Consider the following 24,314-nt stretch of genomic DNA (forward strand, 5'->3'; position numbering starts at 1 on the left):
CTTGCTGGAGTCGCGGGCCCTGGCACGCGCATCTGCGGCGTTGTCGTCGGTTGCCAACGCTCCGCGTTGACGCCCTCCTCCGCCTTGCACCTGCACGCACCAGACCCCACTCGCCGGAACCGGCCATTGCGGCCACCCGGATCCAGCCTGATCCGTCAGAAGGGCCCTAGGGCGTGTCTTCAAACTCCCGTCGTCGCCCGGAGGGCGGCGCGGCGGCGTCTGGTGCGTGCGATCGCAAGGCGCCGGGAAGTCCTCGTAGCGGAGCTACTCGGGCTTTTCGGCAACGCCGCGAGCGTGCGTGCCAGACGCCGCCGCGCAGGCGGGAGTTTGAAGACAGGCCCTAGGCCCCGTCGTCCAACTCCCCGCGGCGCGGATCAGCCGGCCAACACCGGCGCCCCCTCCCGGTCCCCGCTCCCGTCGGGGTCAGGCCTGGATCGGCGGGGTGCCGTGGGTATGGAAGGACTCGATGGTCTTCAGGCCCCAGGCCTGGCCCTTCTTGCGCTCTGCCTCGGTCCACGTGATCAGCGGCCAGTCGGGCGCGAGGACGAGGCGGGTGAGCGGGTTGCACAGCTCGATGCGGTTGCCGCCGGGCTCGTAGACGTAGAGGAAGAACGTCTGCTGGATGGCGTGCTTGTGCGGGCCCGTCTCGATGAACACGCCGGTGTCGATGGCGAGGTCGGCGGCGCGCAGGATGTCCTCGCGGGTGTCGGTGGCGAAGGCGATGTGGTGCAGGCGGCCCTCGCTGCCGGTCCAGTCGGACGTGTAGACGACGTCGTACGACTTGTTGGTGTACGTCAGCCAACGCGCCGCGACGGTCCCCGAGTCGAGCCGGACCTGCTCGGTCGGGCGGGCGCCGAGGACCTGTTCCTGGAACTCGGCGTTGGCGAGCACGTCGGCCGCGAGAAAGTTGACGTGGTCGAGGCGGCGGACGCCGACGCCGCGGTGGGGCTTGGCCTGCGGCTGGTTCTTGAGCGACGGCTTCAGGTCGTCGGGGGCCCGGTAGTGCTCGCTGTCCCAGTAGAGGGCGTGTTCGTGGCCGTCTGGGTCGGTGGTGACGTAGAGCTTGCCGAGGCCGGGCTCGTCCTCGACCCACCTTCCGGTGCCGCCCGCTTCCTCGACGGCCCGCACGCGCCGCCGGAGCGCCTCCTCACTGGAGGTGCGCAGTGCGAGCCGGCCGAGTCCCGGCTGGTCGCGGGCGGTGAGGACCAGGCTGTGGTGCTCGTAGTCGTCGAAGGTCCGGAGGTAGACCGTGTCTCCGTCCCGGCCGTTGACCGTCAGGCCCAGGAAGTCGGTGAAGAAGGCGACGGAGGCGCCCAGGTCCGGGGTGAACAGCTGGGCGTGGCCGATGTGGGCGATGTCTCCGAGGGGCGGAGTCATGAGCGACCTCCAGTGAGCGGTACGGGGAAGACGGTGCCGTTGAAGAGTTTTCGGGCCGTGCGGACGACGGCGCTGCGCTGGGCCCGGAACCCGCCGTCGCAGGTGCGGTCGACGGTGCTCTCGATGTCCGTGAATCCGCTGGGATGCTCGATGCGCAACCGGTCGCCGCCGACGGGCGGTTGAGCGATACCGGCCGCCACGCTGCCGTCGATCCGCAGCCCCGCCGCCACGCTCGCCGCGCCGAGCACGCCGATGGAGGTGTGGCAGCGCACGGGGATGAACGTACGGGTGGTGACGGCTCCGCCGTTTCGGGGCGGGGCGAGCAGGGTCAGCTTGGGCACGGTGGCGTGGGAGACGTCGCCGAGGCCCATCAACTCCCCTGCCGCGAGCCGGATTTCGCGCAGGCGCGCCGCGAGACCGGCGTCCGCCTCCAGGTCCTTCGGGTCCTCGTAGCCGGTGACCTTCAGGGATTCGGCGGGGATGAGCACGGTCGGCATGCCGTTGTCGACGCAGGTCACCTCGGTGCCCGCGACGGTGTCACGCACCTTGCCCGTCGGCAGCAACGCGCCCTGCCCCGGCGGGAATTCGATGACCACGGCGGCTGCGATGCCGGGTACGCCGGAGATCTCCGCGTCACCCGTGTAGTCGACCCGGCCGCCCGGCGTCGGGAAGGTGGCCGTCGCCCGGTCACCGGAGTTGACCATACGGATACGGACCGAGGTCTCCTCCTCCGCCGCGGCCACCAGACCCCGCTCGACGGCGAACGGGCCGACGCCGGCGAGGACGTTGCCGCAGTTCTGACGGCCCGACACCACGGGTTCTTCGACGTTCACTTGGAGAAACAGATAGTCGACGTCCACCTCATCACCCTCGGACGGCGACACCACCGCCACCTTGCTGGTGAGGGGGTGGGCGCCCCCGATGCCGTCGATCTGGCGCGGGTCGGGGCTGCCCATCACCCGCAGCAGCAGCTCGTCGCGGGCGGCAGGTTCGGCGGGCAGGTCATCGGCCAGGAAGTAGGCGCCTTTGGAGGTGCCGCCGCGCATCAGCATGCAGCGCAGCCCCTCGGTCCCCGTCACGAGGTGTGTTCCTCGTACGTGCGGTACTCGACGCCGAGCCGCTTGAGGGTGTCGCGCAACTCATAGCGGTCCAGGCCCAGTTGTCCCTCCACGAACGCCGCGCGGGTGGCGGCCTCCTTCTCCTCGCGGGCCCGCGACTTGTCCGCCGCTTCACGGGCGCGCTCGCGCGGCACGACCACCACACCGTCGTCGTCCGCGACGATGACATCGCCGGGACGGATGGTCTCACCGCCGATGTTCACCGGTACGTTGACGCTGCCGCCGGTCGCCTTCACGGTGCCCTGCGCGGACACGGCCGCCGACCAGGCGTGGAAGCCCATCTCGCGCAACTCGGAGGTGTCGCGGATACCGGCGCCTGTGACGACGCCGCGCACGCCGCGCTTGTGCAGCGCGGTCGCGAACAGTTCGCCGAACATGCCGTCCGTGGACGGTGACGTGGTGGTGACGACGAGGATGTCGCCTTCGCCGCACTGCTCCACGGCCGCATGGATCATGAGGTTGTCGCCGGGCCAGGACAGTACCGTCACCGCGGTGCCTGCGATACGGGTGTCCTGCTGGTTGGGGCGCAGATGGTGGCCGAGGAGGCCGGTGCGGCCCATCGCCTCGTGCACGGTGGCGACGCCGTACCCGGCGAGTGCCTCGACGTCCTTGGCCTCGGCCTTGGGCGGGTCGGTGACGATGACGCCGGGCATCAGGCGAGCTCCTTCGCGATCTGCGGGTACGGGCGCATGTACGCCTCGGCCATGGCCTTGTGGGCGAGTCCGAGGTTCGGCCCCGCGTTGCGCTTGAGCTGCACACCTCGGCGTACGGCGAGGTCGGTGTAGTACTCCCACAGGTGCGCTTGCGCACCCAGGCACTCCATGGCCTCGCGCTTGGTGTCCCAGACGTCGGTGATGTCGAGGAGGACCTCGGGCTTGAAGCCGCTCATCTCGGGCTGGTGCGGCTCGAAGTAGAAGACGGGCGGGGCGCCGATGATCTCGCCCTCGCCGGGGTAGCCGATGGCCTGCGCGAGGACGCGGGCCTGGAGGGCCATGCGGTGGGCGGCCGGGTGGTCGCCGTTGTACGGGTCCTCGACGGGGTGGGTGAGTACGACGTCGGGCTGGGTGTCGCGGTAGACGGTGACCAGTTGGTCGGTCAGTTCGGCGCTCTCGACGAGGGGGTAGTCACCGGCGTCGAAGAAGCGGACCTCGGCGCCGAGGGTGGCGGCGGCCCGCTCGGCCTCGTCGCGGCGCATCGCTTTGATCTCGTCGAGCTTCCCGCCCTCACGCCACGCCTTGGCGGACTCGCCGCGCTCCCCGAACGTCAGGCACGCGATGGTCACCTTCTCGCCGCGGGCGGCGGCGAGCGCGATGGCGCCGCCGGCCCGCCACACGAAGTCACCTGCGTGCGCGGTGACCACCAGGGTCGATCGTGGTGGGGCGGCGGGCGCGTGGCTGTTGGTCATGACGGCATCTCCTGGGTGGCAGGTGTGCGCCCGCCTCCAAGCCACGTCAGTCGGCGCTCAGCGCGTCGATCACACTGCGGAGGTGGGCGCGGACGGCCCGTTCGGCCGACTGCGGGTCCCTGGCGCGGATCGCCTCGATCATCGCCAGATGCTCGCTCAGGGACTGCTGCGAACGCCCCGGGCGCAGCGCCAACTGGAAGCGGTGGCGCACCAGTTGGGCGTTGAGACGTTCCAGGAGTCCTACGGCCGTGTGCTGGCCGGAGATCTCCCGGATCCGGGCGTGCAGCTCGTGGTTGAGGTCGGAGTAGGTGAGCGGGTCGCCGTCTGAGACCGCCTTGGACATGGCGTCGCCGAGCGTGGTGAGCTCGTCGAGCTGTGCGTCGGTGGCCTCCTCTGCCGCCTTGGCCGCGCACAGTCCTTCGAGTGCCATCCGGCACTCGGTGATCTCCACGGCCTCCTCGACCGTGACGACCCGCACCCGCGAGCCGCGGTTGCGGATCCGCTCGACCAGGCCTTCCGCGGCCAGTTCGAGCAGCGCCGCACGGATGCTCGCCCGCGTCACGTCGTACTGCTCGGCGAGTTCGTTCTCCACCAGCCGCTGGGCCGGTGACATCTCGCCGCGCAGAATCGCCTTCCGCAGTTGATCGAGCGCGTACTGCTTGGCCTGCTCTCCGGAGCCCGGACGGGCTTCCTCCGGCATCTGCCCTCCCTGAGTGAGTGCGTGTCGACGCTAAATCTAGGCGAACGAAATTGTCAACGATTTCGTTCGCAATGCTTCTCCGCACCGTGAATTCGCCGCTCGTACGCCTCCGCTTCGGACACCACCCCCTTCCCCCTCACGCCAAGATCACAGGATGCTCACGTCATGCTCGCGACAAGAAGGAGCTTTCACGTGGCCACTCCACGGACGTCCCTGCTCGCCCTCGCCACCGCCGTCACCGCGCTCGCCGTGACCGCGACGGGCCCGACGCAGGCCGCCTCCCGCTCGCTGCCCGCCGTCCCGCCGCGTGCCGAGACCGTCGCCCTGCACGACGACGCCGAGGGTGGCGACGCGGACGCCGACGACCCCGCGATCTGGCGCGACCCCGCGAACCCCGACCGCAGCCTCGTCGTCGCCACGGCCAAGCAGGGCGGCCTGCGCGTGTACGACCTCGACGCCCGCGAGGTGCAGTCGCTTCCGGCCCCCGCGGGACCCGGCGCCGAGGACGCGCCCGGCCGGTTCAACAACGTCGACCTGGTCCACAGCGCGGGCCTCGGCGACCTGGCCGTGACCTCCGACCGGGGCAACGACCGGCTGCGCATGTATCGCATCGACCGCGACCGGCCCGGCGGCCCGCTCACCGACGTCACCGACCCGAAGGCGGTCCCGGTCTTCTCCGCATCCCAGGGCGAGATCAACGAGCAGCGCACGGCGTACGGCCTGGCCACCTGGACGGACCGGGCGAGCGGCCGCTCGTACGCCCTGGTCAGTCAGCGCGAGCGCACCCGCCTCGCCCTGCTGGAACTCAAGGCCGACACCGACGGCACGGTCGGCTACACCAAGGTCCGCACCCTCGACCTGCCGTCCGCGTTCCGCCTCCCGAACGGCGCGACCTGGTCACCGTGCGGCGAGCCCGGCGAACTGCCGCAGGTCGAGGGCATGGTGGTGGACCCGGCGACCGGCACGCTCTACGCCGGCCAGGAGGACGTCGGCATCTGGCGGCTGCGCGCCGACCTGCGCGGCACGCCGAAGCTGCTCGACAAGGTGAAGGAGTACGGGGTCCCCGGCACCTACGACGAGACGAGCGAGGAGTGTGTCGCGGGCGCCGACCCGGGCTTCGGCGGCAAGCGCCTCGCCGCGGACGTCGAGGGCCTGACCCTGGTCACCGAGGACGACGGCGACGGCCTGCTGCTCGCCTCCAGCCAGGGCGACAACACCTTCGCCGCCTACGACCGCGAGGTGTCCGGCGCGGGCGCGTACGAGGGCGGCTTCCGCGTCACGCCCGCCTCGGCCGAACTCGACGGCTCCGAGGAGTGCGACGGCGCCGCCGCGCTGAACGAGCCGCTGGGCCGCCGCTACCCGAACGGCCTTCTGGTCGTGCAGGACGGCCACGACGCGCCGGGCGAGACGGACCGCCCGTCCACCAACTTCAAGTTCGTGGACCTCGGCGCGATCACGGACGCGGTCGACGACTGACGGCCGCGGCGGGCCGCTCGTCGGACGGCCCGCCCCACGGCGCCTCCAGCGCCGCACGCAGCGCGTCGAGCGCCTCCTCGCCGATCCGCTCCGCCAGCCGGACCTCAAGACCGTCCAGCGCGCGCCGCGCCCGGTCATGGGCGCGGCGCCCCTCCGCGGTGCGGCGGACCAGGCGCTGCCGGGCCGACGCGGGGTCCGGCACCTGCTCAAGAAGCCGGTCGTCGACCAACGCGCGCACGGCCTGATGGACGGTCTGCCGGGTCACGCCCATGCGTCGGGCCAGCTCGGAGACGGTGGTGCCGTCCGCGTCGAGCATCGCGAAGAGCTGCACCTGGGTGGGCGTTATCGGCGCCACACCCTGCGCCTCCAGAGCCGCGAGCAGCCCGTCCTCGAACCAGCGCCGGGCGTCACCGAGGAGCTGCGGCAGATCACGTCGGGGCTGGCTCATCGCTTCTTCGTCCTCCCGGACCGCCGGACCTTTCGGCGCGGACCCAGACCCCTGGCCTTGCCCGTCGACCGCTTCTCATGTCAGGCTACCTGACACAGGAACGTCAGGCACCCTGACACAGGCAAGGATGATCCACATGACCATGGAGTTCGCGAAGCGCTACCGCAGCGCCTCCCGCATACCGGCCGACCCCTCGAAGCCGTACGTGATCGAGAAGGGCGAGGGCGACCGGGCCCACCTCTTCGGCGACCTCGTCACCGTCTACGCGGGCGGCGAGCAGACCGACAACACCTTCAACTTCTTCACTGTCGAGGGCCCGAAGGGCGACATCATCCCGGCGCACGTGCACGCGGACACCCACGAGGTGTTCTACGTGACGCAGGGCGCGGTCCGGCTCTTCGCCGAGGACACCGAGGGCGAGCAGCTGGAACGCCTGCTCACGCCGGGCGACTTCGGTTTCGTGCCGAAGAACTGCGCGCACGCCTACCGCATGGAGCGCCACCACTCGCAGGTCGTCGGCGTCGCCGCGGGCCCCGGCGGGACCTTCGAGCGGTTCTTCGAGACGCTGGGCACCCCGGCGGAGGGCATGGGCCTGCCCGCCCAGCCGTTCGTCCCGGAGCCGCACAAGTTCGGCACGGTGCCGCAGGAGTACGACGTGCGCTTCCTGCCCGACCACCAGTGGCGGACCTCGTGACGCCGGGCGAGCTGCGGCAGTTGATCGCCGCGCCGCACCCGGACGTCGCGCCGCTGCCCCGGGCGACCGAGCACGCGGGCGGCGTGCGCGCGCTGCGCGGCGTCCCGTACGCGGACGTCATGGGTGCCCGCCCGCTGGAACTCGACCTGTGGCTGCCCGCGTCGGCGGCCCCCGCCCGACTGGTGCTCTTCGTGCACGGCGGCGCGTGGCGGCGCGGCCGGCGCGGCCGGCGCGACGACATGGGTGCGCGTACGCGGGGGTGGGCCCCCGGCCCGTTCGAGCGGCTCGCGGCGGCGGGGCTCGCGGTGGCCTGCGTGGACTACCGGCTCAGCGGCGAGGCGACGTTCCCCGCGCCGCTGGAGGACCTGCGGTCGGCGCTGCGCTGGCTGGGCCTGCGCGCGGACGAGCTGGGCATCGACCCCCAACGCACCGTCGTCTGGGGCGAGTCGGCGGGCGGCCATCTGGCCTCGCTGCTGGCGCTCACCCACCACGAGCCGCGACTCGCGGGGGCCGTCATCTGGTACGGGCCCGCGGACCTGACGACGCCGCGGCCCCCGTTCGACCCGGCGGACGCGGCCACGCCCGAGGCGCTGCTGCTGGGCGGCGCGCCCGCGTCGCTGTCCGAACTGGCGGACGCGGCAAGCCCGTTGAGGCAGGTACACGCGGGCGCACCGCCCTTCCTCGTCGTGCACGGCGAGGCCGACTCGATGGTGGCGTGTTCGCACGGCCGTGACCTCGCGGACGCGCTGCGGGCGGCCGGAGCGCCGGTCGAGCTGCGGACGGTGCCGGGGGCCGACCACGGCTGGCACGGGCCGGCCGACGACGAGGTCCAGCAGATCTTCACCACCTCCCTGGACTTCGTACGGCAGCACACCTGAGCACCCCTTTTCGCCGGACGGTCGACCTGGCAGATTGGGGTGCCCCTGCCCCCTGATGAAGAGGTGCGTGATGAGCCCGCAGTTCGGCGACTACCAATTCGAGATCTACCTCGACGGACTGCGGGGCGTCACACCCACCCAGCCGATGGACTTCGCCACCCTCGAACAGCAGGCGCGGGCCGCGCTCTCCCCCTCCGTCTGGTCCTACGTCGCCGGGGGCGCGGGCGACGAGCACACGCAGCGCGCCAACGTGCGGGCCTTCGAGCGGTACGGACTCGTGCCCCGGATGATGGTGGGTGCCACGCAGCGCGACATGTCCGTGGACCTGTTCGGGACGCGGCTCACGTCACCGCTGTTCATGGCGCCGGTCGGCGTGATCGGACTGTGCGCGCAGGACGGGCACGGGGACCTGGCGACGGCGCGGGCCGCCGCGCGCACCGGGGTGCCCATGGTGGCGTCGACGCTGACGGTCGACCCGATGGAGGACGTGGCCGCCGAGTTCGGTGACACACCCGGCTTCTTCCAGTTGTACACACCCACCGACCGGGCGCTCGCCGAGAGCCTCGTCAAGCGGGCGGAGGCGGCGGGCTACAAGGGCATCGTCGTCACCCTCGACACATGGGTCACCGGCTGGCGCCCGCGCGACCTGTCGACCTCCAACTTCCCGCAGCTGCGCGGCCACTGCCTCGCCAACTACATGTCGGATCCGCGCTTCCAGGAGATCGCCGCGACCACCGACCCCACGGACCTCGTACGTTCCTGGGTCGGCCTCTTCGGCAACCCGCTCACCTGGGACGACCTGCCGTGGCTGCGCTCCCTCACCGATCTGCCGCTGATCCTCAAGGGCATCTGCCACCCCGAGGACGTACGCCGCGCCAAGGACGGTGGCGTGGACGGCATCTACTGCTCCAACCACGGCGGCCGCCAGGCCAACGGCGGCCTTCCCGCGCTCGCCGCGCTGCCCGGTGTCGTGGAGGCGGCGGACGGCATGCCGGTCCTCTTCGACTCCGGGGTCCGCTCGGGCGCCGATGTCATCAAGGCGCTCGCGCTGGGTGCCACGGCGGTGGGCGTCGGGCGTCCGTACGCGTACGGGCTCGCGGTCGGCGGCGACGACGGTCTGGTGCACGTGCTCCGCGCGCTGCTCGCCGAGGCCGACCTGATCATGGCGGTGGACGGCTATCCGACCCTCGCGGACCTCACCCCGGAGTCACTGGTCACGCTGGACTGAGGCCGCCTTCGCGGGACACCGCGTCCACGAGGTTCGCGAGCGCGGCGGCGGCCCTCGCCAGTCCGCCGTGCGGGGTGACGGGCTCATCGAGGTAGCGGTCGCGGCGCAGTTCCAGCATGAGGGCGGTGACGCGGGGCTCCTCGCCGTAGTGCTCCAGCGGGATGTACGCGTCCGCGAAGGGTGTGTTCTCGGCCGTGTCACCGTACGGGGCGAAGGCCTCGCGGGCCCGCGCGAGGAGGGTGTCCGGGGTGTGGAACGGGTCGGCGCCGAGGCACACCGGTGGGCGCGGGCCCGTGCCGTGCAGTTCGTAGGGCAGGGCGCGGCTCGGGTAGGAGTGGACGTCGATGACGACCGCCCGGCCGGTCGCGGCCAGGCGGTCGGCCACGGCCTGTGTCATGGCCTGCGCGTAGGGGTGGAAGTACGTGTCCAGCAAGGTGTGCTCGTCCGCCGGGGGTTCGGGGCGCAGTGGCTCACGGTGTGTGGTGCGTGTGTAGACCGCGCCCATGCCCACGGCCCGCATCTCCTCGCGTTCGTCGGGGAACCGCTCCGGGTCGACGACCAGGCGCGAGCGCTCGTTCACGAACCGCCAGGGTGTGACGGACGCGGCCCGCGCGGCGCGTTCCGCGATGACCTCGGTGTGGGCGTCGGTGATGAGGTCCAGTTCACGGGCCAGGGCCTCCCCTTGCAGCAGCAGGCCCTCGCGTACGCGCGCGGGGATCGTGCGGGAGGCGTGCGGCACGTGCAGGAGCACCGGGGAGGCCGGGTCGCCGGGGTGGAGCCGGAAGCGCGGGGTGTCCATGTGTCCCACTCTCCCATCTCGTCCACTTTCTGGGACAGGTGGTTTCGAGGTGTGGGCGCGGGGTAGGTGGCCCAGCCGCTACTACTGAATGGACAGTAAGTAGCTGGAGCGCGACAGGAGTACCTCACCTTGCCCGAAAACCTGCCCGAAGCTTCTTCAGAACTCGTGCGTCACCTGTGGATTCCGCTGGCCGACGGCACGCGGCTCGCCGCCCGCGTCTGGCTCCCGGAAGGCTCCGCACGCCCGGCGCCCGCGATCCTCGAGTACATCCCGTACCGCAAGAACGACGGGACGGCCGACCGCGACAACAGCTTGCACGCCCGCTTCGCCGCGTCCGGCTACGCCGCCGTCCGCGTCGACCTGCGCGGCAGCGGCGACTCCGACGGGCTGATGCTCGACGAGTACGCGCAAGCAGAGCTGGACGACGGCGTCGAGGTCATCGCGTGGCTCGCCCGGCAGGAGTGGTGCGACGGCACGGTCGGCATGATCGGCAAGTCGTGGGGCGGCTTCAACGGCCTGCAGATCGCGGCCCTGCGCCCGCCCGAGCTGAAGGCCATCGTGACGGTCTGCTCGACGGACGACCGGTACGCCGACGACGTGCACTACACGGGCGGTTCGCTGATCGCCTCGGAGATGCTGCCGTGGGCGTCGACGATGCTCGCCTACAACGCGCGCCCCGCCGACCCCGCCGTGGTCGGCGACGACTGGCGCGCGCGGTGGCTGGAGCGGATGGCCGACACCCCGGTGTACGTCGAGGAGTGGCTGCGGCACCAGACCCGCGACGCCTTCTGGAAGCACGGCTCGGTGTGCGAGGACTTCGGGGCGATCGAGGCACCGGTGCTCGCGGTGGGCGGCTGGTACGACCCGTACTGCGGGGCCGTACTACGCCTGCTGGAGGGCGTGAGCAACGCTCCCGTGCGGGCGCTCGTCGGGCCGTGGGCGCACACGTATCCGCACCAGGCCGCGCCCGGGCCCGCGATCGACTTCCACGGTGAAGTGGTGCGCTGGTTCGACCAGTTCCTGCGCGGCAAGGACACCGGAGCCCTGGAGGACCCGGCACTGCGCGCGTGGCTGCCCGAGTGGGCGGCGCCCGGCGGCGACCGCGAACAGCGTCCCGGCCGGTGGGTCGCCGAGCAGCAGTGGCCCTCCGAGCGCATCGAGCGGCAGGAGTTCGCGCTCGCCGGCGAGTCGGCGGGCGAGGCCGTCGGACACGACCCGCTGCGCTTTCGCGACGCCCACCTCGACAGCACGCGCGTGCTCGGCACGGCGGGCGGCAGCTGGCTCCAGTTCGGCGACGCGGCCGGGCAGTTCGGCCCGCAGGGTGGCGACGACGGGCTCGCGCACTGCTTCACCACGACGCCGCTCGACGACCGTGCCGAGATCCTCGGGGTACCGTCGGTGACGCTGCGGGTGAGCGCCGACCGGCCCGCCGCGCAGCTCGCGGTGCGCCTCAACGACGTGGCTCCCGACGGGAGTTCGCGGCTCGTCACGCGCGGCCTGCTCAACCTCACGCATCGCGAGGGCCACGAGGAGACGCTGCCCCTGGAGCCCGGACAGGCCTATGACGTGACGGTGCCGCTGATGGCGACCGCGCACGCCTTCGCGCCGGGCCACCGCATCCGGGTCGCGGTCTCGTCCTCGTACTGGCCGCTGGCCTGGCCCTCCCCGGAGCCGGTCACGGTCACCCTGCACCCGTCCCCCGCCGCCGCACTCCACCTGCCGGTGAGGCCGACGACGGACGCGGACGCCGCGCTGCGCCCCTACGGGGAGCCGCAGCCGGACCTGCCGGTCGAGCTGTCCACGTCCGGTGAGGGCTCCTCGCGGCGCATCGAGCACGACCCGGTGTCCGGCCGCACCGTCATCGAACTCGTCGTACGGGACGGGGAGTTCAAGGACCTCACCGACGGGCTGTGGAAACGCGGCGACGCCGTCGACCGCTTCTCCCTCACCGAGGGCGACCCGTCCTCCGCCGTCGTGGAGTGCGAGCGCACCGAGGAGGGCGGGCGCGGCGACTGGCACTGGAAGGTCGTCACGCACAGCCGGATGACCTCAGACGCCGCCGCGTTCACCGTCGTCAACACCCTCACCGCCTACGAAGGGGACACCCGCGTCTTCCATCGCACCACGGACGCCGTGATTCCCCGGCAGGGAGTCTGAGCATGCGCAGACGCACGTTCCTGACCGGCTCGCTCGGTGTCGTCGCGGCCGCCGGGGTGGCCACGGCCACCGGGTCCGCCGCCGGCACCGGCCCCGTCATCACGGTCGGCTCCAAGCAGTTCACCGAGTCGTGGGTGATGGGCGAGCTGTACGCCCAGATCCTGCGGGGGCGCGGCTTCGACGTCGTCCTCAAGTCCAACGTCGGCAGCGCCGACCTCATCGACCGCGCGCTGCGCAACGGGCAGATCGACCTGTACCCCGAGTACACGGGCGTCGTCCTGCAGACGTTCGCGATGCCGAAGCGCATGCCGACGACGGCGCACGACACCTACGTAGCGGCGAAGAAGTTCGAGGCGGGGCGGGGCATCTCGCTGCTGCCGCCGACGCCTTTCCAGAACCGCAACGCCGTCGCCGTGCGCACCGCCGACGCCCGCAAGCACAAGCTGAAGACCGTCGGCGACCTGAAGAAGCTGGGGAAGATCTCGTACGCCGAGTACCCCGACAACATCACGGGCCCGCTCGGCTTCGACGCCATCGTCAAGGCCTACGGGCTGCACGACATGAAGGTGCGGCCGCTCAACATCGGCCTGCAGTACCCGGCGCTGAAGAACGGGGACGTGGACGCGGCCGACGTGTTCACCACCGACCCGCAGCTGCGCCGCTACGACTTCACCATCCTCGACGACGACCAGGCCATCTTCGGGTTCCAGAACGTCTCCCCCGTGGTGCGCACGTCCCTCGTCGAGCAGTACGGCGAGCGGCTCACCGAACCGCTGAACGCCGTCGACGAGTTGCTCACGGAGGAAGCCATGCAGGCCCTGAACGAGGCCGCCGCGATGATGCGGCTGAGCCCGGCGAAGGTCGCCGACCGGTTCCTGAGAGCGAACAAGCTGATATGACCGTGACCGAGGAGCATTCCACGATGCAGACCGCCGGCGCCGCCGACGACATAGTTTTCGACGCGGCCACCAAGACGTACGACGGCACGGACGAGGCGGCCGTCGACGCGCTGTCCCTGACCGTTCCCGCGGGCGAGATCTGCGTCCTGCTCGGCGCCTCCGGGTGCGGCAAGACGACCGCGCTGACCCTCGTCAACCGGCTCACCGAGCTGACGAGCGGGGACATCCGGATCGGCGGCAGCAGCATCCGCGAGCAGGACGTCATCGAACTGCGGCGCGGTATCGGCTACGTCATCCAACAGGCCGGTCTCTTCCCGCACTTGACGATCGAGGAGAACGTCGCGACGGTGCCGCAGGTGCTCGGCTGGAAGAAGCCGAGAATCGCGGAGCGCTCGCGCGAGCTGCTCGAACTGGTCGGCCTTCCGCACAAGGAGTACGCCCACCGCTACCCCTCGCAGCTCTCCGGCGGCCAGCGCCAACGCGTCGGCATCGCACGGGCGTTGGCGGCCGACCCGCCCATCATGCTCATGGACGAGCCGTTCGGCGCGCTCGACCCGGTGACGCGCGAGCACGTGCAGGACGAGTTCCTGCGCCTCCAGGAACAGGTGCAGAAGACGACGCTGTTCGTCAGCCACGACATCGACGAGGCCGTCCGCATGGGCGACCGCATCGCGATCCTCGCCAAGGGCGGCAAGCTGCTCCAGTACGACACCCCGGAGCGGATCCTGCGCGCGCCCGCCGACGAGTACGTGGCCCGCTTCGTCGGCACGGACCGGGGGCTGAAGGCACTGACGCTGCGCACGCTCGGCGACCTCAAGCTGGAGCCGTCGGACCCCGCAGGCGGGGACGAGGAGGTGTTGCGCACGAGCGACACCCTGCGCACCGCGCTGTCGGCGTTGATGGCCGGCGGCGCCGAACGGCTGCCCGTGCACGACGACGACGGCAAGCCCGTCGGCTCGGTCACCGTCGCACTCATACGGGAGGCGGCGTGAGCGGCCTGCTGTCCCTGGCGGCGGGGTCCCTGGCGGCGGGGCCCTTGGCGGCCGGCTCCGACCCTGTCATCCCCGACTTCGGCACGGTCAGTTCGTGTGTGCGGGACAACGGCGTGTTCTGCGTCGACTGGTTCACCTCGAACTTCTCCAGCGTGTTCGGCCCCGCCCTCGTCCAGCATGTGCGCCTCACGGTGATCGCGGTCGGGATCGGTTTCTTGATCGCGTTCCCGCTGGCGCTCCTCGCGCACTTCCGGAAGTGGCTGGTCAGGCCGCTGGGCGGGCTCACCTCGTTCCTCTACACGATCCCGCCGATGGCCCTGTTCACGCTGCTCGTCCCGGTGTCGGGCCTCTCCGTGCTCACCGCCGAGATCGCCCTGGTCGCGTACACACTGATGGTGCTGTTCAAGTCGACGGTCACCGGGCTCGGCGAGGTGCCGGACGACGTACGGCGGGCCGGTGTCGGCATGGGTCTGACGCGGCGCGAGGTGCTGTGGCGCATCGAGCTGCCGCTCGCGCTGCCCGCCGTGATCAGCGGCCTGCGGGTGGCGACCGTGACCACGATCAGCGTGGTGGAGATCGCCGCGTTCATCATCGACCAGGGCCTCGGTTCGCCGATCATCCAGGGCCTCCAGTCGCCGTTCAACACGCAGTTCATCGGGGCCGGCCTGCTCGCCGTGGCGCTCGCGCTCGCCGCCGACGGGCTGCTCGTGCTGCTCGGCCGGGTGCCCACGCCGTGGGCCAGGACGCGGAGGACCGTCTGATGCACACCTTCCTCGCGAGTTTCTCGTTCATGGCCGACCACTTCGGCCTGCTCCTGAACCGCACGGTCGACCATCTGCTGCTCTCGGCGGCGGCCGTCACCGTGGCCCTGGTGATCGGTGTGCCGCTCGGTGTGTGGCTCGGGCACCGCGGCAAGGGCTCGTTCCTGACCGTGAGCATCTCCAACATCGGCCGGGCGCTGCCCTCGCTCGCCCTCATCGCGATCTTCCTGGGGCTGCTCGGCATCGGTTTCGTGAACGTCATGACGGCGCTGGTCGTGATGGCGATCCCGCCGGTGCTCACGCACGCGTACCTGGGTGTGGAGCAGGTCGACGCGGACCTGGTGCGGGCCGCGCGCGGCATGGGGCTGACGCAGTGGCAGATCCTGTGGCGGGTCGAACTGCCGCTCGCGCTGCCGGTGTTGTTCACCGGGATCCGGATCGCCGTCGTGTACGTGATCTCCAGCGCGACCCTGGCCGCTGTCGCCGGCGGCGGCGGGCTCGGCGACATCATCCTCAACCAGGTGTCGTACGGCCTGTCGGGTGTCATCGCGGCGGCGCTGTGGGTGGCGGTCCTGGCGCTGGTCGCCGACGGCCTGTTCGGGGCCGTCGGCAACCGGCTCGCACCGCGGGGGACGCGAGCCTAGATCCCCGCGTCGCAGCAGCCCTCGCGGCGCATATGGCGGCCCACTTCCAGCCAGTCGTCACCGGTGGCCCTCAGTGTTCTGGAGGCCACCGGTTCGAACGAGCCGACCAGGTCGGCCTGTTGGAAGGGGACGCCGCCGCGCAGCACCGCCGTCGTACGGATCAGGTCGTCGAAGTCGGTGAACGGGTCGCCGTCGACGATCGTGAGGTCGGCGAGCTTGCCCTCCACCAAGGTGCCCAGGTCCGCGTCCGCCCCGAAGACCCGCGCCGGCATCAGCGTCGCCGTGTGCAGGGCCTGGGCCGGTGAGAGCCCACCGCGGTGCAGGGCGCGCAGGGCCAGGTGGAGGTGGAGGCCGACCGGCACCAGCGGCTGGTCGGTGCCGAGCGCGATGTGCCCTCCGGCTGCGAGGACGCGCCGGTAGACCGCGATCTCCCGGTCCAGCGTGGCGAGTTGCGCGGCCGTGGGCGGGGTACCCGCCAGCTTCTCCACGGCGGCGGTGTCCCACGGAGGCATCAGCCGCGTGACACGCGGATCGTCCGCGAGGGCCGGATCGGCGCCGATCAGCGGCTGCGCCGTGAACGGGGTGGCGATGAGATGGAAGTCGCCGGTCTTCGAGTAGATCTCCTGGACGTCCTGACCGGAGTGTCCGCTCGCCGTCGTGGCATGCCCGAACTCCAGGCGCTGCGTGGCCTGGAGATGGGTCGTCAGGTCCTGGCCGAGCTGGATTCCCGGTGTGCACAGGTGGCTTCCGCTGCGCACGCCGAGCCGTTCGTGCGCGAAGGAGGCCGCCTCCTTCATCACCCAACCCGGCGCCCGCACATAGGTTTTGACGAAGTCCCAGTCGAGTGCGGCGGCCCGGTCGAGCGAGCGGCGCAGGCCCGCGCGGGTGCGGTGGGCGCGGCCCATGCTGTAGGCGACGCGCGGCCCGTCGAGCAGTTCCCCGGTGGCGAGGAGCCGCGGCCCTGCGAGCGCGCCCGCGTACACCGCCTCGCGGATGCGGGCCTGCTCGTAGGCGAAACCGCCGAGGGAGACCGCGGTGGTGATGCCGTACGCGAGTTGGAGCGCGGTCTGGCGGCCGCCGTAGGTCGACTGCCATGGGTGGGTGTGGGCGTCGAAGAGCCCCGGGATCACGGTCTTCGCGGAGGCGTCGACGCGCTTGGCGGCCGTCCGTCCGCCCGCGCGGTGCGGGGTGACGGCGGTGATGCGGCCGCCCTCGATGGTGAGGTCGACGTCGTCACGGACCTCGGATCCGGTTCCGTCCCAGAACCGGCCGGCGTGCACGACGGTGTCGGCGGGACGGGGACGGCGGTGGTCGAGCGGCACCTTGATGGTACGGGCGGCACCCTTCGCGACATCGAGGAGACGAAGCCGGCCCGCGCTCAGATAGAGAAGCCGCCGGCTGTCGGCGGACCAGCTCGGGTGGTCGGCGGCCTCGTCGGTGACCTGGCGGGGGTCGCCGTCCGGGGTGCCGTCGGCTCGTACGGGCAGCAGGCACAGCGCGGACTCGACGACCACGGCCATGGTGCGGCCGTCGGGCGACCAGGCGGGCCCGGAGTCGTAGCGGTCGGCGATCGAGACATGCGGGGCGACCTGGTGAACGACCGCCTTGCCGGACGTGGTGTCGACGACACGGATGAGGTTGTAGCCCTCGCGGAAACGCTGGTTGAGGCGGCTGCGGTCGCACAGCGCCACGTATCTGCCGTCGGGCGACCAACAGGGTCTGCCGGGCAGTCCGCCGCTGCCCATCGGTGCGGCGAGGACACGTTCGGTGCCCGCGGCGAGGTCGCGCAGGACGAGGTTGCCCGACATGTCGATGCACGCCAGGCGCTGCCCGTCGGGCGAGAGCGCGGGGAACACACGCCCGCCCTCGGCGAGCACCGTTTCCTTGCCGCTGGCCAGGTCATGGCGGCGTACGGAGAACAGGCCCGCCCGGTCGTCGGCGTAGACGAGCGCCTTGCCGTCGGGGGTCCAGGTCGGAGCGAGTACGTAGCGGGTCTGCGGGGCCTGTACGACCTTGCGCGGGGCGCGGCCGCCAGAAGTGGCGCCGATCCACAGGGAGTTGAGGGCGGCGAAGGCCACCTGCTTGCCGTCGGGCGACAGGGCGGGCAGATGCGGGGAGCGGACCGGGCGGACTCCCCCGGCCTCGAAGTCGTAGCGCTTGACGCGGTAACGCGGTCGGTCGACCGGAAGCGTCGCCGTGAACGCGATCCGCTCCCCCTCGCTCGGCACGGCGGGGCGCACGAGGCGGAAGCGGCCGTCGACGGTGAGCAGCAAGGTGTCGGGGCCGGTCCAGCGGGGCGGCACCGGGGCGAGGTCGCCGGGCACGTCGACCGGTCTACCGTCGACGACGAGGGTGCAGGTGGCGGAGGGCGCGGCGGTGGTCCGCAGATACGCGAGCGGGCCCTTCGGCCCCGGGGCGACGGCGGGTGTCATGACCTGGGCGCCGGAGTCGTCGGTGTGCTCGGTGGTGACGGCTCCGGTGCCGTCGGCGGCGACCGAGGCGAGGGTGGACGCCTGGAGGGTTCCGGCGTCGGTGACCACTCCCCGTACGAACACCACGCGTGTACCGTCCGCGGACCACGTCGGGTCGAAGTCCTCCCAGGCACCGCCCTGCCCCGGGCCCTCCTGACCGGGCGCGCCGGTGAGGCGGGTGAGGGTTCCGTCGCGTACGTCGATGGTCCAGATGCGGTACGGGGCGGCGGACTCGGGGTCGCCGCCGCGCTCGGAGGCGAAGGCGATCCGGTGGCCGTCCGGTGACCAGGCGGGGCCGCGGTCGTCCCACGGGCCGTCGGTGAGCTGCTTCGGTGTGCCGCCGTCGGCGTCCAGGAGCCACAGATGGAAACCGCCACCCTGGTAGCCGCAGACGACGAGCCGCTTCCCGTCGGGGGCGAACTGGGGGCGGGTGGGCTCCAGTTCGGGGGTGGTGAGCGGCCTCGCGGTGCCGCCCTTGCGCGGGATCGACCAGAGGATGTTCTGGATCTCGGCGACGAAGCGGTCGCCGGACGGGGCGAGGGTGGCGGCGCCATTGGTGGCGGCGGCGAAGGAGAGGGAGACGGGGGCGGCGGCTGCGGCCGTGGCGGCCACTGCGGCTGTCGCGGGTTCGAGGAGGGCGACGGCCCCGGCAGTGGCGGTGGTGGTCTGCAAGAAGCGGCGACGGGTGAGAGCGGTGGAGACGGGGGTGGTGGAGACAGGAGTGGTGTCCATGAGACTCCCCTTGCACGGAGGGCGTGTGGTCCCACGGGGCCGAGGGGGCCCGTGGGCCTTGCGGGACCGAACTGTGCGCGAGTCGAAGAGGGGACGCACAGCAACATACGTGGCACCCGCAGTGAGTCAACATGGCCGACGCCACGAACCGGCCGATGGACACTCGGAAGCGGCCGGCCGGAGCGTCCCTGCGCGCCCCGGGAATACCCCACCCCTCGCCCCCGTTAAAGGCGTCGAGCAAGGAGGCAACTGTGGAGCAGAAGTACTACACGCACGGGACGGCCGCGGAGCGCTGGGACCGTGCCCAGATGTTCTTCGAAGCGAAGGAGTACGCGAACGCCGCCCGGATCCTCGACGGCCTCGTCGAGGAGGTCCCCGAGCAGACCGGCCCCCGCCTCCTCCTGGCCCGTTCGTACTACCACTCGGCCCAACTGCGCCGCGCCGAGACCGAGTTGCGCACCATCGTGGAGCGCGACCCGGTGGAGCACTACGCCCGCCTGATGCTCGGCCGCACCCTGGAGCGCCAGGGCCGCCCCGACGAGGCGACACCGCACCTGCGGATGGCGTCGGCTCTCACGGGCGACTTCGACGACTAGGCGGTTTCGTTTGGATCAGCTGGTCGTTGGTCCGGGTGTGCCGTTGACTGAGCGCAGTGGGCGCGGATCGAGCCGTTACTCCCGGACAGGACGCCGAAACCGGGTGGCCGCTGGCGGGACCATCGTGAGGTGATCGACGCGATCGCCTTCAAGTTCCAGACCGGTACCCAGTGGGTGCATCTGCCGGAGAAGTACGGCAAATGGCGAGGTGTCTACAACCGCCTGCGGATGTGGGCCGTCGACGGCACCTGGGAGCGGGTGTTCACCGCCCTGGTGGCCCAGGCTGATGCGAACGAAGACGTCAGCTGGGCCGTCTCGGTGGACTCCACGGTCGTGCGGGCTCACCAGCATGCGGCCGGGGCCCGCAAGAAGGGGCTCCGGTCGGTGAGCCGGACGATCACGCCATCGGCCGGTCCCGCGGCGGGCTGACCACGAAGATCCACCTCGCGGCCGACGGCCAGTGTCGGCCACTTGCGTTCGTCCTCACCGCCGGCCAGGCCGGAGACGCACCCGCCTTCAGGGAAGTCATGGCCCGCCTGCGCGTTCCCCGCCCTTTCGGACGGCCCCGCACCAGGCCAGACCGGGTCCTGGCCGACAAGGCGTACTCCTCCCGCGCGATCCGCGACCACCTACGCGGACGCGGTATCCGGGCGGTGATCCCGGAGCGGGCCGACCAGCAGGCCAACCGGCGGCGGCGCGGACAGGCAGGCGGCAGACCGCCGACCTTCGACCGCGAAGCATACAAGCAGCGCAACACCGTCGAGCGGTGCATCAACCGCCTCAAACAATGGAGAGGTATCGCCACTCGCTACGAGAAGACCGCCACCATCTACCTGGCCGGACTCCACGTCGCGGGCATCTTCCTCTGGTCTGCCCGGTGACTCGAACGCGACTGACTATTCCTGCGGACGGGCCGTCACCATTTCGGGAGTGGGCTTCTCGCCGCGCTCTTGCAGGGTGGTGGAGGAGGACGGCTTCTGGGTGAGGACGGCGGCGCACAGGATCAGGGCCACCGCGACGATCGTGACGGCGTGGAGCGGTTCGCCGAGGATTCCGACACCGATGATGATCGCCACGACAGGCGGGATGTAGGTCGCGGTCGACGCGGTCAGTGCACCGAGGCCGGCCACGGCGACGTAGTAGCAGACGAAGGCGAATCCGGTGCCACCGACGCCGAGCCCGAGGGTGACGCCGAGCAGCGCCGTCGGGTCGTGTGCGATGGCGGTGACGCCGGACAGGTCGGTGACCATGGTCAGGCCGAGCACGGCCAGGAGCATCTGGTAGGAGGCCGCCGCGGCTGCGGGGATTCCCAGCGGGCTGATGAACCGGCGGGTGTAGCCGAACGACACTCCCAGGCTGGCGGAGCCGAGCAGCATCCATATCAGGCCGGCCATGTCGACCTCGTCGGCTGCCCAGGGGCGTGCCAGCGCCGTTACCCCGACCGCCCCCACTACCACCGCTGTCGCCTTGCGCGCCGTGAGCGGCTCCGTGCGGAAGACCAGGACGGCGGCGGCGGTGGCGAACAGCGGGATCGATCCACTCAGCGCCCCCGCGATGCCGCTGTCCAGCTGGGATGTGCCGGCGGCGTAGGCGTAGTAGTAGAAGCCGGCGGCCAGCACCGCTTGAACGGCGAAGTGGTGGAAGTGACGCAGATGCCGCCATGCCAGCGACTGCGTCACCAGGGCGAAGACCAGGACGGGGACGACGCCGAACGCCACACGCAGCAGCGTCGTCTGCGCCGGGCTGATGAACGGCGCGGCCATGTGCATGAACAGGAAGCTGAAGCCCCAGATCGTGCCCAGAGCGATGTAGGCCGCAACGGCGGCCTGGCGATGTGCCGTCATGGCAGCGTGATGACCTCCCCGGTCGAGGCGCCCTCGACCGCCTTCTGGAATCCGCGTGCGACATCGGCCACGTCGACCGGGGCGAAGCCGGGGAAGAAGTCGCCGAAGTCGTCCAGGCTCTCGGTGAACACCGACGGGCTGATCACGTTGATCCGCCGGGGAGCGATCTCGATCGCGGCTGCGCGGACGAATGCCTCGATCGCGCCGTTGACGGTCGCCGCGGCAGCCCCGGAGACGATCGGATCGCGCGAGGGGATCCCGCTGATCAGCGTGAACGAGCCGCGTTCGGACACGTGGTCCAAGCCGGTGCGGACGAGATTGATCTGCGCGAGCGCCTTCTGCTGCCACGCCGACTCGAAGTCTTCACCGCAGAGCTCGGCCAGCGGCGCGTAGGGCACCTCCCCGGCTGCCGAGACGACGGCATCGACCTGCCCGACCCGCTCCCACATCCCCGCCAGCTGCGACGGGTCGGAGATGTCGCAGCGGACATCCCCGGACGTCCGGCCGCAGGTGACGATCTCGTGGCCCCGCGCACCCATCAGCTCGTGGACGGCCCCGCCTGCTTTACCTGCTGCACCTACGACAATGATTCGCATACCCCCGAAGCTAGACACCGGGTCTCCTGGAGGGAAATACGCCGACGCACCACCTGTTATACGCTCAACGTATGGATGTGGAGCTGCGGCATCTGCGCGCCCTGGTCGCCCTGGCCGACTCCAACACGTTCACGACCGCCGCGGCCGTGCTGGGCACGACGCAACCGACCCTGTCGCGCACGATCAATCAACTGGAAGAGATCACGAGGGCACGGCTGGTCGAACGCACCACCCGGGAGATGTCCCTCACCCCGGCCGGACGCCAACTCTCCGCGACCGCGCGAGAACTGCTCGCGTCGCTCAACACCGCACTGGACAAACTGGGCCACACCGAGGCCCCGCTGCGCCTCGGCTGGGCCTGGGCCGGCTTCGGCCGCCACACGGTGCCGCTGCTCCAGGAATGGAAGCGGGCCCACGCAGGGGCGGTCGAACTCAGCCGCCCACCCGACCCTGTAGCGGCTCTCCGGCGCGGCGCCATCGACGCCGCCCTCGTTCGCAGGACATCGCCCTCGCCGGAACCGATGCCCGACCTGGCGGCGGCCACGCTGTTCACGGAGAGGCTGGTTGCGGCGATCGCGGTGGAGGACCCCCGTGCGGCAAAGACCAGTACTACGCTGCCCGAGCTGGCGGAGGGCTCAGTCGCCGTCTGCGCGACTGCACCCACGGTGACCGACCACCTCTGGGACCACACCGGCCACAACCCGCACATGATCAGTGTGGCCAACACCGACGAATGGCTGACCCGGATCTCCGTCGGCGACGCCGTGGGCGTGACCGCAGAAGCCACGACCTACAACCACCAGGCTCCCGACGTGGCCTACCGGCCCATCGAGGACTCTCCGCTTGTGGAGGTGGCCCTCGCCTGGAGGGCCACCGATCCGCACCCGCAAGCACACGCCTTCGCACAGTTCGCGCGCGACTACTTCGCCCGGCTTCTCGACACCAGCACCCCGCCCTTCAGCCTCAACCACGGCGAAAACGCTGAGGGATCGAAGGCCCCGTGAGCACCAGCCACTCACGCCCCGGACCGCCCGCGAGCAGCTCATAGCCACATCAAGGGGCTCCATCCTCACCCAAAGTGTCAGACAACGGCATACCCCGGCCAACGGTCGGATGATCCAAACGAAACTGCCTAGCCGGACCGGTTGTCGATCACGGAACACGCGGGTCCTGCCGACTGGGCAGGACCCGCTGATGTCGAGGTCGAAGGGGGGCTTCACCCCCCGCCACCCATGACTCGGCTAGCCTTGCTGGACGATGAACCGCACAGATCAGCCCGCGCCGGCCCCCCGTCTGACCACTCCCTGGGGAGACGTCGGCCTCACCCGCTTCCCGGAGAACCCCCGCGACCAGCTGCGCGCGTGGGACGCCGCGGACACGTACCTGCTGCGGCACCTCGCCGAGACGGGCACGGGGCTGACCGGTGCGGTGACCGTGGTGGGTGACCGGTGGGGCGCCCTGGCCGCGGCGCTCACGGGGGTTCCCGGCTGCTCGCCGACCCTGATCTCGGACTCGTACCTCGGCCAGCAGGCGACTTACGCGAACCTGACCCGGAACGAGCGCACGGGCGCCCGCCTCCTCACCACCCGGGACGCCCCGCCGACGACCGTCGACGTCCTCCTCGTCCGCGTCCCGAAGAGCCTCGCGCTCCTCGAGGACCAGCTGCACCGCCTGCGCCCCGCCGTGCACGCGAACACGGTGGTGATCGGCACCGGCATGGTCAAGGAGATCCACACCTCGACGCTGAACCTGTTCGAGCGGATCATCGGCCCGACGCGTACGTCGCTGGCGGAGAAGAAGGCCCGACTGATCTTCACCGAGCCGGACCCGGAGCTCTCCCCGGCCCCGAACCCGTGGCCGCACACCTACCAACTCCCCTCCGGCATCGGCCCGTTGTCGGCCCGCCCGGTCGTCAACCACGCGGGAGTGTTCTGCGCGGAGCACCTCGACATCGGCACCCGTTTCCTCCTCCAGCACCTCCCCCGGGACACGGACGCGCGCAGGATCGTCGACCTGGGCTGCGGCAACGGCGTCGTAGGCACGAGCGCCGCACTCACCCACCCGCACGCGGACGTCCTCTTCACGGACGAGTCGCACCAGGCGGTGGCCTCGGCGGAAGCCACGTACACCGAGAACGTCGGCGACCGCCCCGGCAAGGCCGAATTCCACGTCGCCGACGGCCTCGCCGACACACCTCCGGCCAGTGTGGACCTGGTCCTGAACAACCCCCCGTTCCACACTCACCAGGCCACGACGGACGCGACGGCGTACCGCATGTTCACCCAGGCACGCACGGCGCTTCGCCCCGGCGGCGAACTGTGGGTGGTGGGCAACCGCCACCTCGGCTACCACGTGAAGCTGCGCCGCCTGTTCGGCAACAGTCAACTGGTCGCCAGCAACGCGAAGTTCGTGATCCTGAAGGCGGTCAAGCGCGAGCCTCGCGGGCGACGCGACTGAGGGGGTTCAGGCGCGTCGGGTGTGGGGGATGATGTGGTGCGG

22 protein-coding genes and 1 pseudogene are annotated in these 24,314 nt (G+C 71.2%); 13 read left to right on the forward strand and 10 right to left on the reverse strand.

Going from position 1 to position 24,314, the window contains the following annotated elements:
* Positions 1-423: 423 nt before the first annotated feature.
* From ACFYWS_RS37930 to ACFYWS_RS37950, 5 genes are read right to left on the reverse strand one after another with little or no spacing between them, the layout of a single operon-like run.
* Positions 424-1,377, reverse strand: coding sequence for a catechol 2,3-dioxygenase (locus ACFYWS_RS37930; RefSeq protein ID WP_389284092.1), 954 nt, complete (start codon positions 1,375-1,377; stop codon positions 424-426).
* Complete coding sequence (locus ACFYWS_RS37935; protein WP_389284180.1) at positions 1,374-2,429, reverse strand: 4-oxalomesaconate tautomerase; 1,056 nt, start codon at positions 2,427-2,429, stop codon at positions 1,374-1,376. The genes ACFYWS_RS37930 and ACFYWS_RS37935 overlap by 4 nt, the downstream gene beginning before the upstream one ends.
* A 23-nt stretch (positions 2,430-2,452) precedes the next feature.
* On the reverse strand, positions 2,453-3,148 hold the full coding sequence (locus ACFYWS_RS37940) for a 4-carboxy-4-hydroxy-2-oxoadipate aldolase/oxaloacetate decarboxylase (protein ID WP_389284094.1): 696 nt from the start codon (positions 3,146-3,148) through the stop codon (positions 2,453-2,455).
* Complete coding sequence (locus tag ACFYWS_RS37945; RefSeq protein ID WP_389284096.1) at positions 3,148-3,900, reverse strand: PIG-L deacetylase family protein; 753 nt, start codon at positions 3,898-3,900, stop codon at positions 3,148-3,150. Before ACFYWS_RS37945 ends, ACFYWS_RS37940 begins: the two co-directional genes overlap by 1 nt.
* Before the next feature lie 46 nt (positions 3,901-3,946).
* Positions 3,947-4,600, reverse strand: coding sequence for a GntR family transcriptional regulator (locus tag ACFYWS_RS37950; protein WP_389284097.1), 654 nt, complete (start codon positions 4,598-4,600; stop codon positions 3,947-3,949).
* Positions 4,601-4,765: 165 nt separating this feature from the next.
* Between ACFYWS_RS37950 and ACFYWS_RS37955 the strand changes: the two genes are divergently transcribed.
* Entirely contained in the window at positions 4,766-6,076 is a 1,311-nt protein-coding gene (locus tag ACFYWS_RS37955; RefSeq protein WP_389284099.1) for a phytase, read from the forward strand.
* Here the strand turns inward: ACFYWS_RS37955 and ACFYWS_RS37960 are convergent.
* Positions 6,054-6,524, reverse strand: a complete 471-nt coding sequence (locus ACFYWS_RS37960; RefSeq protein ID WP_389284100.1) for a MarR family winged helix-turn-helix transcriptional regulator — start codon at positions 6,522-6,524, stop codon at positions 6,054-6,056. The genes ACFYWS_RS37955 and ACFYWS_RS37960 overlap by 23 nt on opposite strands.
* 136 nt (positions 6,525-6,660) lie before the next feature.
* Between ACFYWS_RS37960 and ACFYWS_RS37965 the strand changes: the two genes are divergently transcribed.
* From ACFYWS_RS37965 to ACFYWS_RS37975, 3 genes are all read left to right on the forward strand, one after another.
* Positions 6,661-7,218, forward strand: a complete 558-nt coding sequence (locus ACFYWS_RS37965) for a quercetin 2,3-dioxygenase (protein ID WP_389284102.1) — start codon at positions 6,661-6,663, stop codon at positions 7,216-7,218.
* Entirely contained in the window at positions 7,203-8,096 is an 894-nt protein-coding gene (locus ACFYWS_RS37970) for an alpha/beta hydrolase fold domain-containing protein (protein ID WP_389284104.1), read from the forward strand. The genes ACFYWS_RS37965 and ACFYWS_RS37970 overlap by 16 nt, the downstream gene beginning before the upstream one ends.
* Before the next feature lie 70 nt (positions 8,097-8,166).
* Entirely contained in the window at positions 8,167-9,324 is a 1,158-nt protein-coding gene (locus ACFYWS_RS37975) for an alpha-hydroxy-acid oxidizing protein (protein WP_389284105.1), read from the forward strand.
* Here ACFYWS_RS37975 and ACFYWS_RS37980 read toward each other — a convergent pair.
* Positions 9,311-10,123 carry an N-formylglutamate amidohydrolase gene (locus ACFYWS_RS37980; RefSeq protein WP_389284107.1) on the reverse strand — a complete coding sequence of 271 codons (813 nt, stop codon included), beginning with the start codon at positions 10,121-10,123 and terminating at the stop codon, positions 9,311-9,313. The two genes, ACFYWS_RS37975 and ACFYWS_RS37980, sit on opposite strands and share 14 nt — an antisense overlap.
* Before the next feature lie 129 nt (positions 10,124-10,252).
* Here ACFYWS_RS37980 and ACFYWS_RS37985 point away from each other — a divergent pair, with 129 nt between their 5' ends.
* The 5 genes from ACFYWS_RS37985 to ACFYWS_RS38005 are packed head-to-tail and all read left to right on the forward strand — an operon-like array spanning position 10,253 to position 15,576.
* Complete coding sequence (locus ACFYWS_RS37985) at positions 10,253-12,280, forward strand: CocE/NonD family hydrolase (RefSeq protein WP_389284109.1); 2,028 nt, start codon at positions 10,253-10,255, stop codon at positions 12,278-12,280.
* 2 nt (positions 12,281-12,282) lie between these two features.
* On the forward strand, positions 12,283-13,179 hold the full coding sequence (locus tag ACFYWS_RS37990; protein WP_389284111.1) for a glycine betaine ABC transporter substrate-binding protein: 897 nt from the start codon (positions 12,283-12,285) through the stop codon (positions 13,177-13,179).
* Positions 13,176-14,171 (forward strand): ABC transporter ATP-binding protein, encoded by a 996-nt coding sequence (locus tag ACFYWS_RS37995; protein WP_389284113.1) that lies wholly within the window; start codon positions 13,176-13,178, stop codon positions 14,169-14,171. Before ACFYWS_RS37990 ends, ACFYWS_RS37995 begins: the two co-directional genes overlap by 4 nt.
* A complete protein-coding gene (locus tag ACFYWS_RS38000) occupies positions 14,168-14,932 on the forward strand; it encodes an ABC transporter permease (protein WP_389284115.1) in 765 nt (254 codons plus the stop codon). Before ACFYWS_RS37995 ends, ACFYWS_RS38000 begins: the two co-directional genes overlap by 4 nt.
* Entirely contained in the window at positions 14,932-15,576 is a 645-nt protein-coding gene (locus tag ACFYWS_RS38005; RefSeq protein WP_389284117.1) for an ABC transporter permease, read from the forward strand. The genes ACFYWS_RS38000 and ACFYWS_RS38005 overlap by 1 nt, the downstream gene beginning before the upstream one ends.
* Here the strand turns inward: ACFYWS_RS38005 and ACFYWS_RS38010 are convergent.
* Entirely contained in the window at positions 15,573-18,779 is a 3,207-nt protein-coding gene (locus tag ACFYWS_RS38010; RefSeq protein WP_389284119.1) for an amidohydrolase family protein, read from the reverse strand. The two genes, ACFYWS_RS38005 and ACFYWS_RS38010, sit on opposite strands and share 4 nt — an antisense overlap.
* A gap of 308 nt (positions 18,780-19,087) precedes the next feature.
* Here ACFYWS_RS38010 and ACFYWS_RS38015 point away from each other — a divergent pair, with 308 nt between their 5' ends.
* Complete coding sequence (locus ACFYWS_RS38015) at positions 19,088-19,375, forward strand: tetratricopeptide repeat protein (RefSeq protein WP_389284182.1); 288 nt, start codon at positions 19,088-19,090, stop codon at positions 19,373-19,375.
* A 66-nt stretch (positions 19,376-19,441) separates the two neighbouring features.
* Positions 19,442-20,256, forward strand: a pseudogene (locus tag ACFYWS_RS38020) (IS5 family transposase).
* 15 nt (positions 20,257-20,271) lie between these two features.
* Here ACFYWS_RS38020 and ACFYWS_RS38025 read toward each other — a convergent pair.
* Together ACFYWS_RS38025 and ACFYWS_RS38030 are read right to left on the reverse strand one after the other, a co-directional pair.
* Complete coding sequence (locus ACFYWS_RS38025; protein WP_389284121.1) at positions 20,272-21,219, reverse strand: DMT family transporter; 948 nt, start codon at positions 21,217-21,219, stop codon at positions 20,272-20,274.
* Positions 21,216-21,815, reverse strand: coding sequence for a short chain dehydrogenase (locus tag ACFYWS_RS38030; protein WP_389284123.1), 600 nt, complete (start codon positions 21,813-21,815; stop codon positions 21,216-21,218). Before ACFYWS_RS38030 ends, ACFYWS_RS38025 begins: the two co-directional genes overlap by 4 nt.
* A gap of 71 nt (positions 21,816-21,886) precedes the next feature.
* Between ACFYWS_RS38030 and ACFYWS_RS38035 the strand changes: the two genes are divergently transcribed.
* Positions 21,887-22,819, forward strand: a complete 933-nt coding sequence (locus tag ACFYWS_RS38035; RefSeq protein WP_389284125.1) for a LysR family transcriptional regulator — start codon at positions 21,887-21,889, stop codon at positions 22,817-22,819.
* 253 nt (positions 22,820-23,072) lie between these two features.
* On the forward strand, positions 23,073-24,272 hold the full coding sequence (locus ACFYWS_RS38040; RefSeq protein ID WP_389284127.1) for a methyltransferase: 1,200 nt from the start codon (positions 23,073-23,075) through the stop codon (positions 24,270-24,272).
* The last annotated feature ends 42 nt before the right edge of the window (positions 24,273-24,314 follow it).

The sequence above is a fragment of the Streptomyces sp. NPDC002795 genome (genome assembly GCF_042888725.1).
GTDB lineage: Bacteria > Actinomycetota > Actinomycetes > Streptomycetales > Streptomycetaceae > Streptomyces.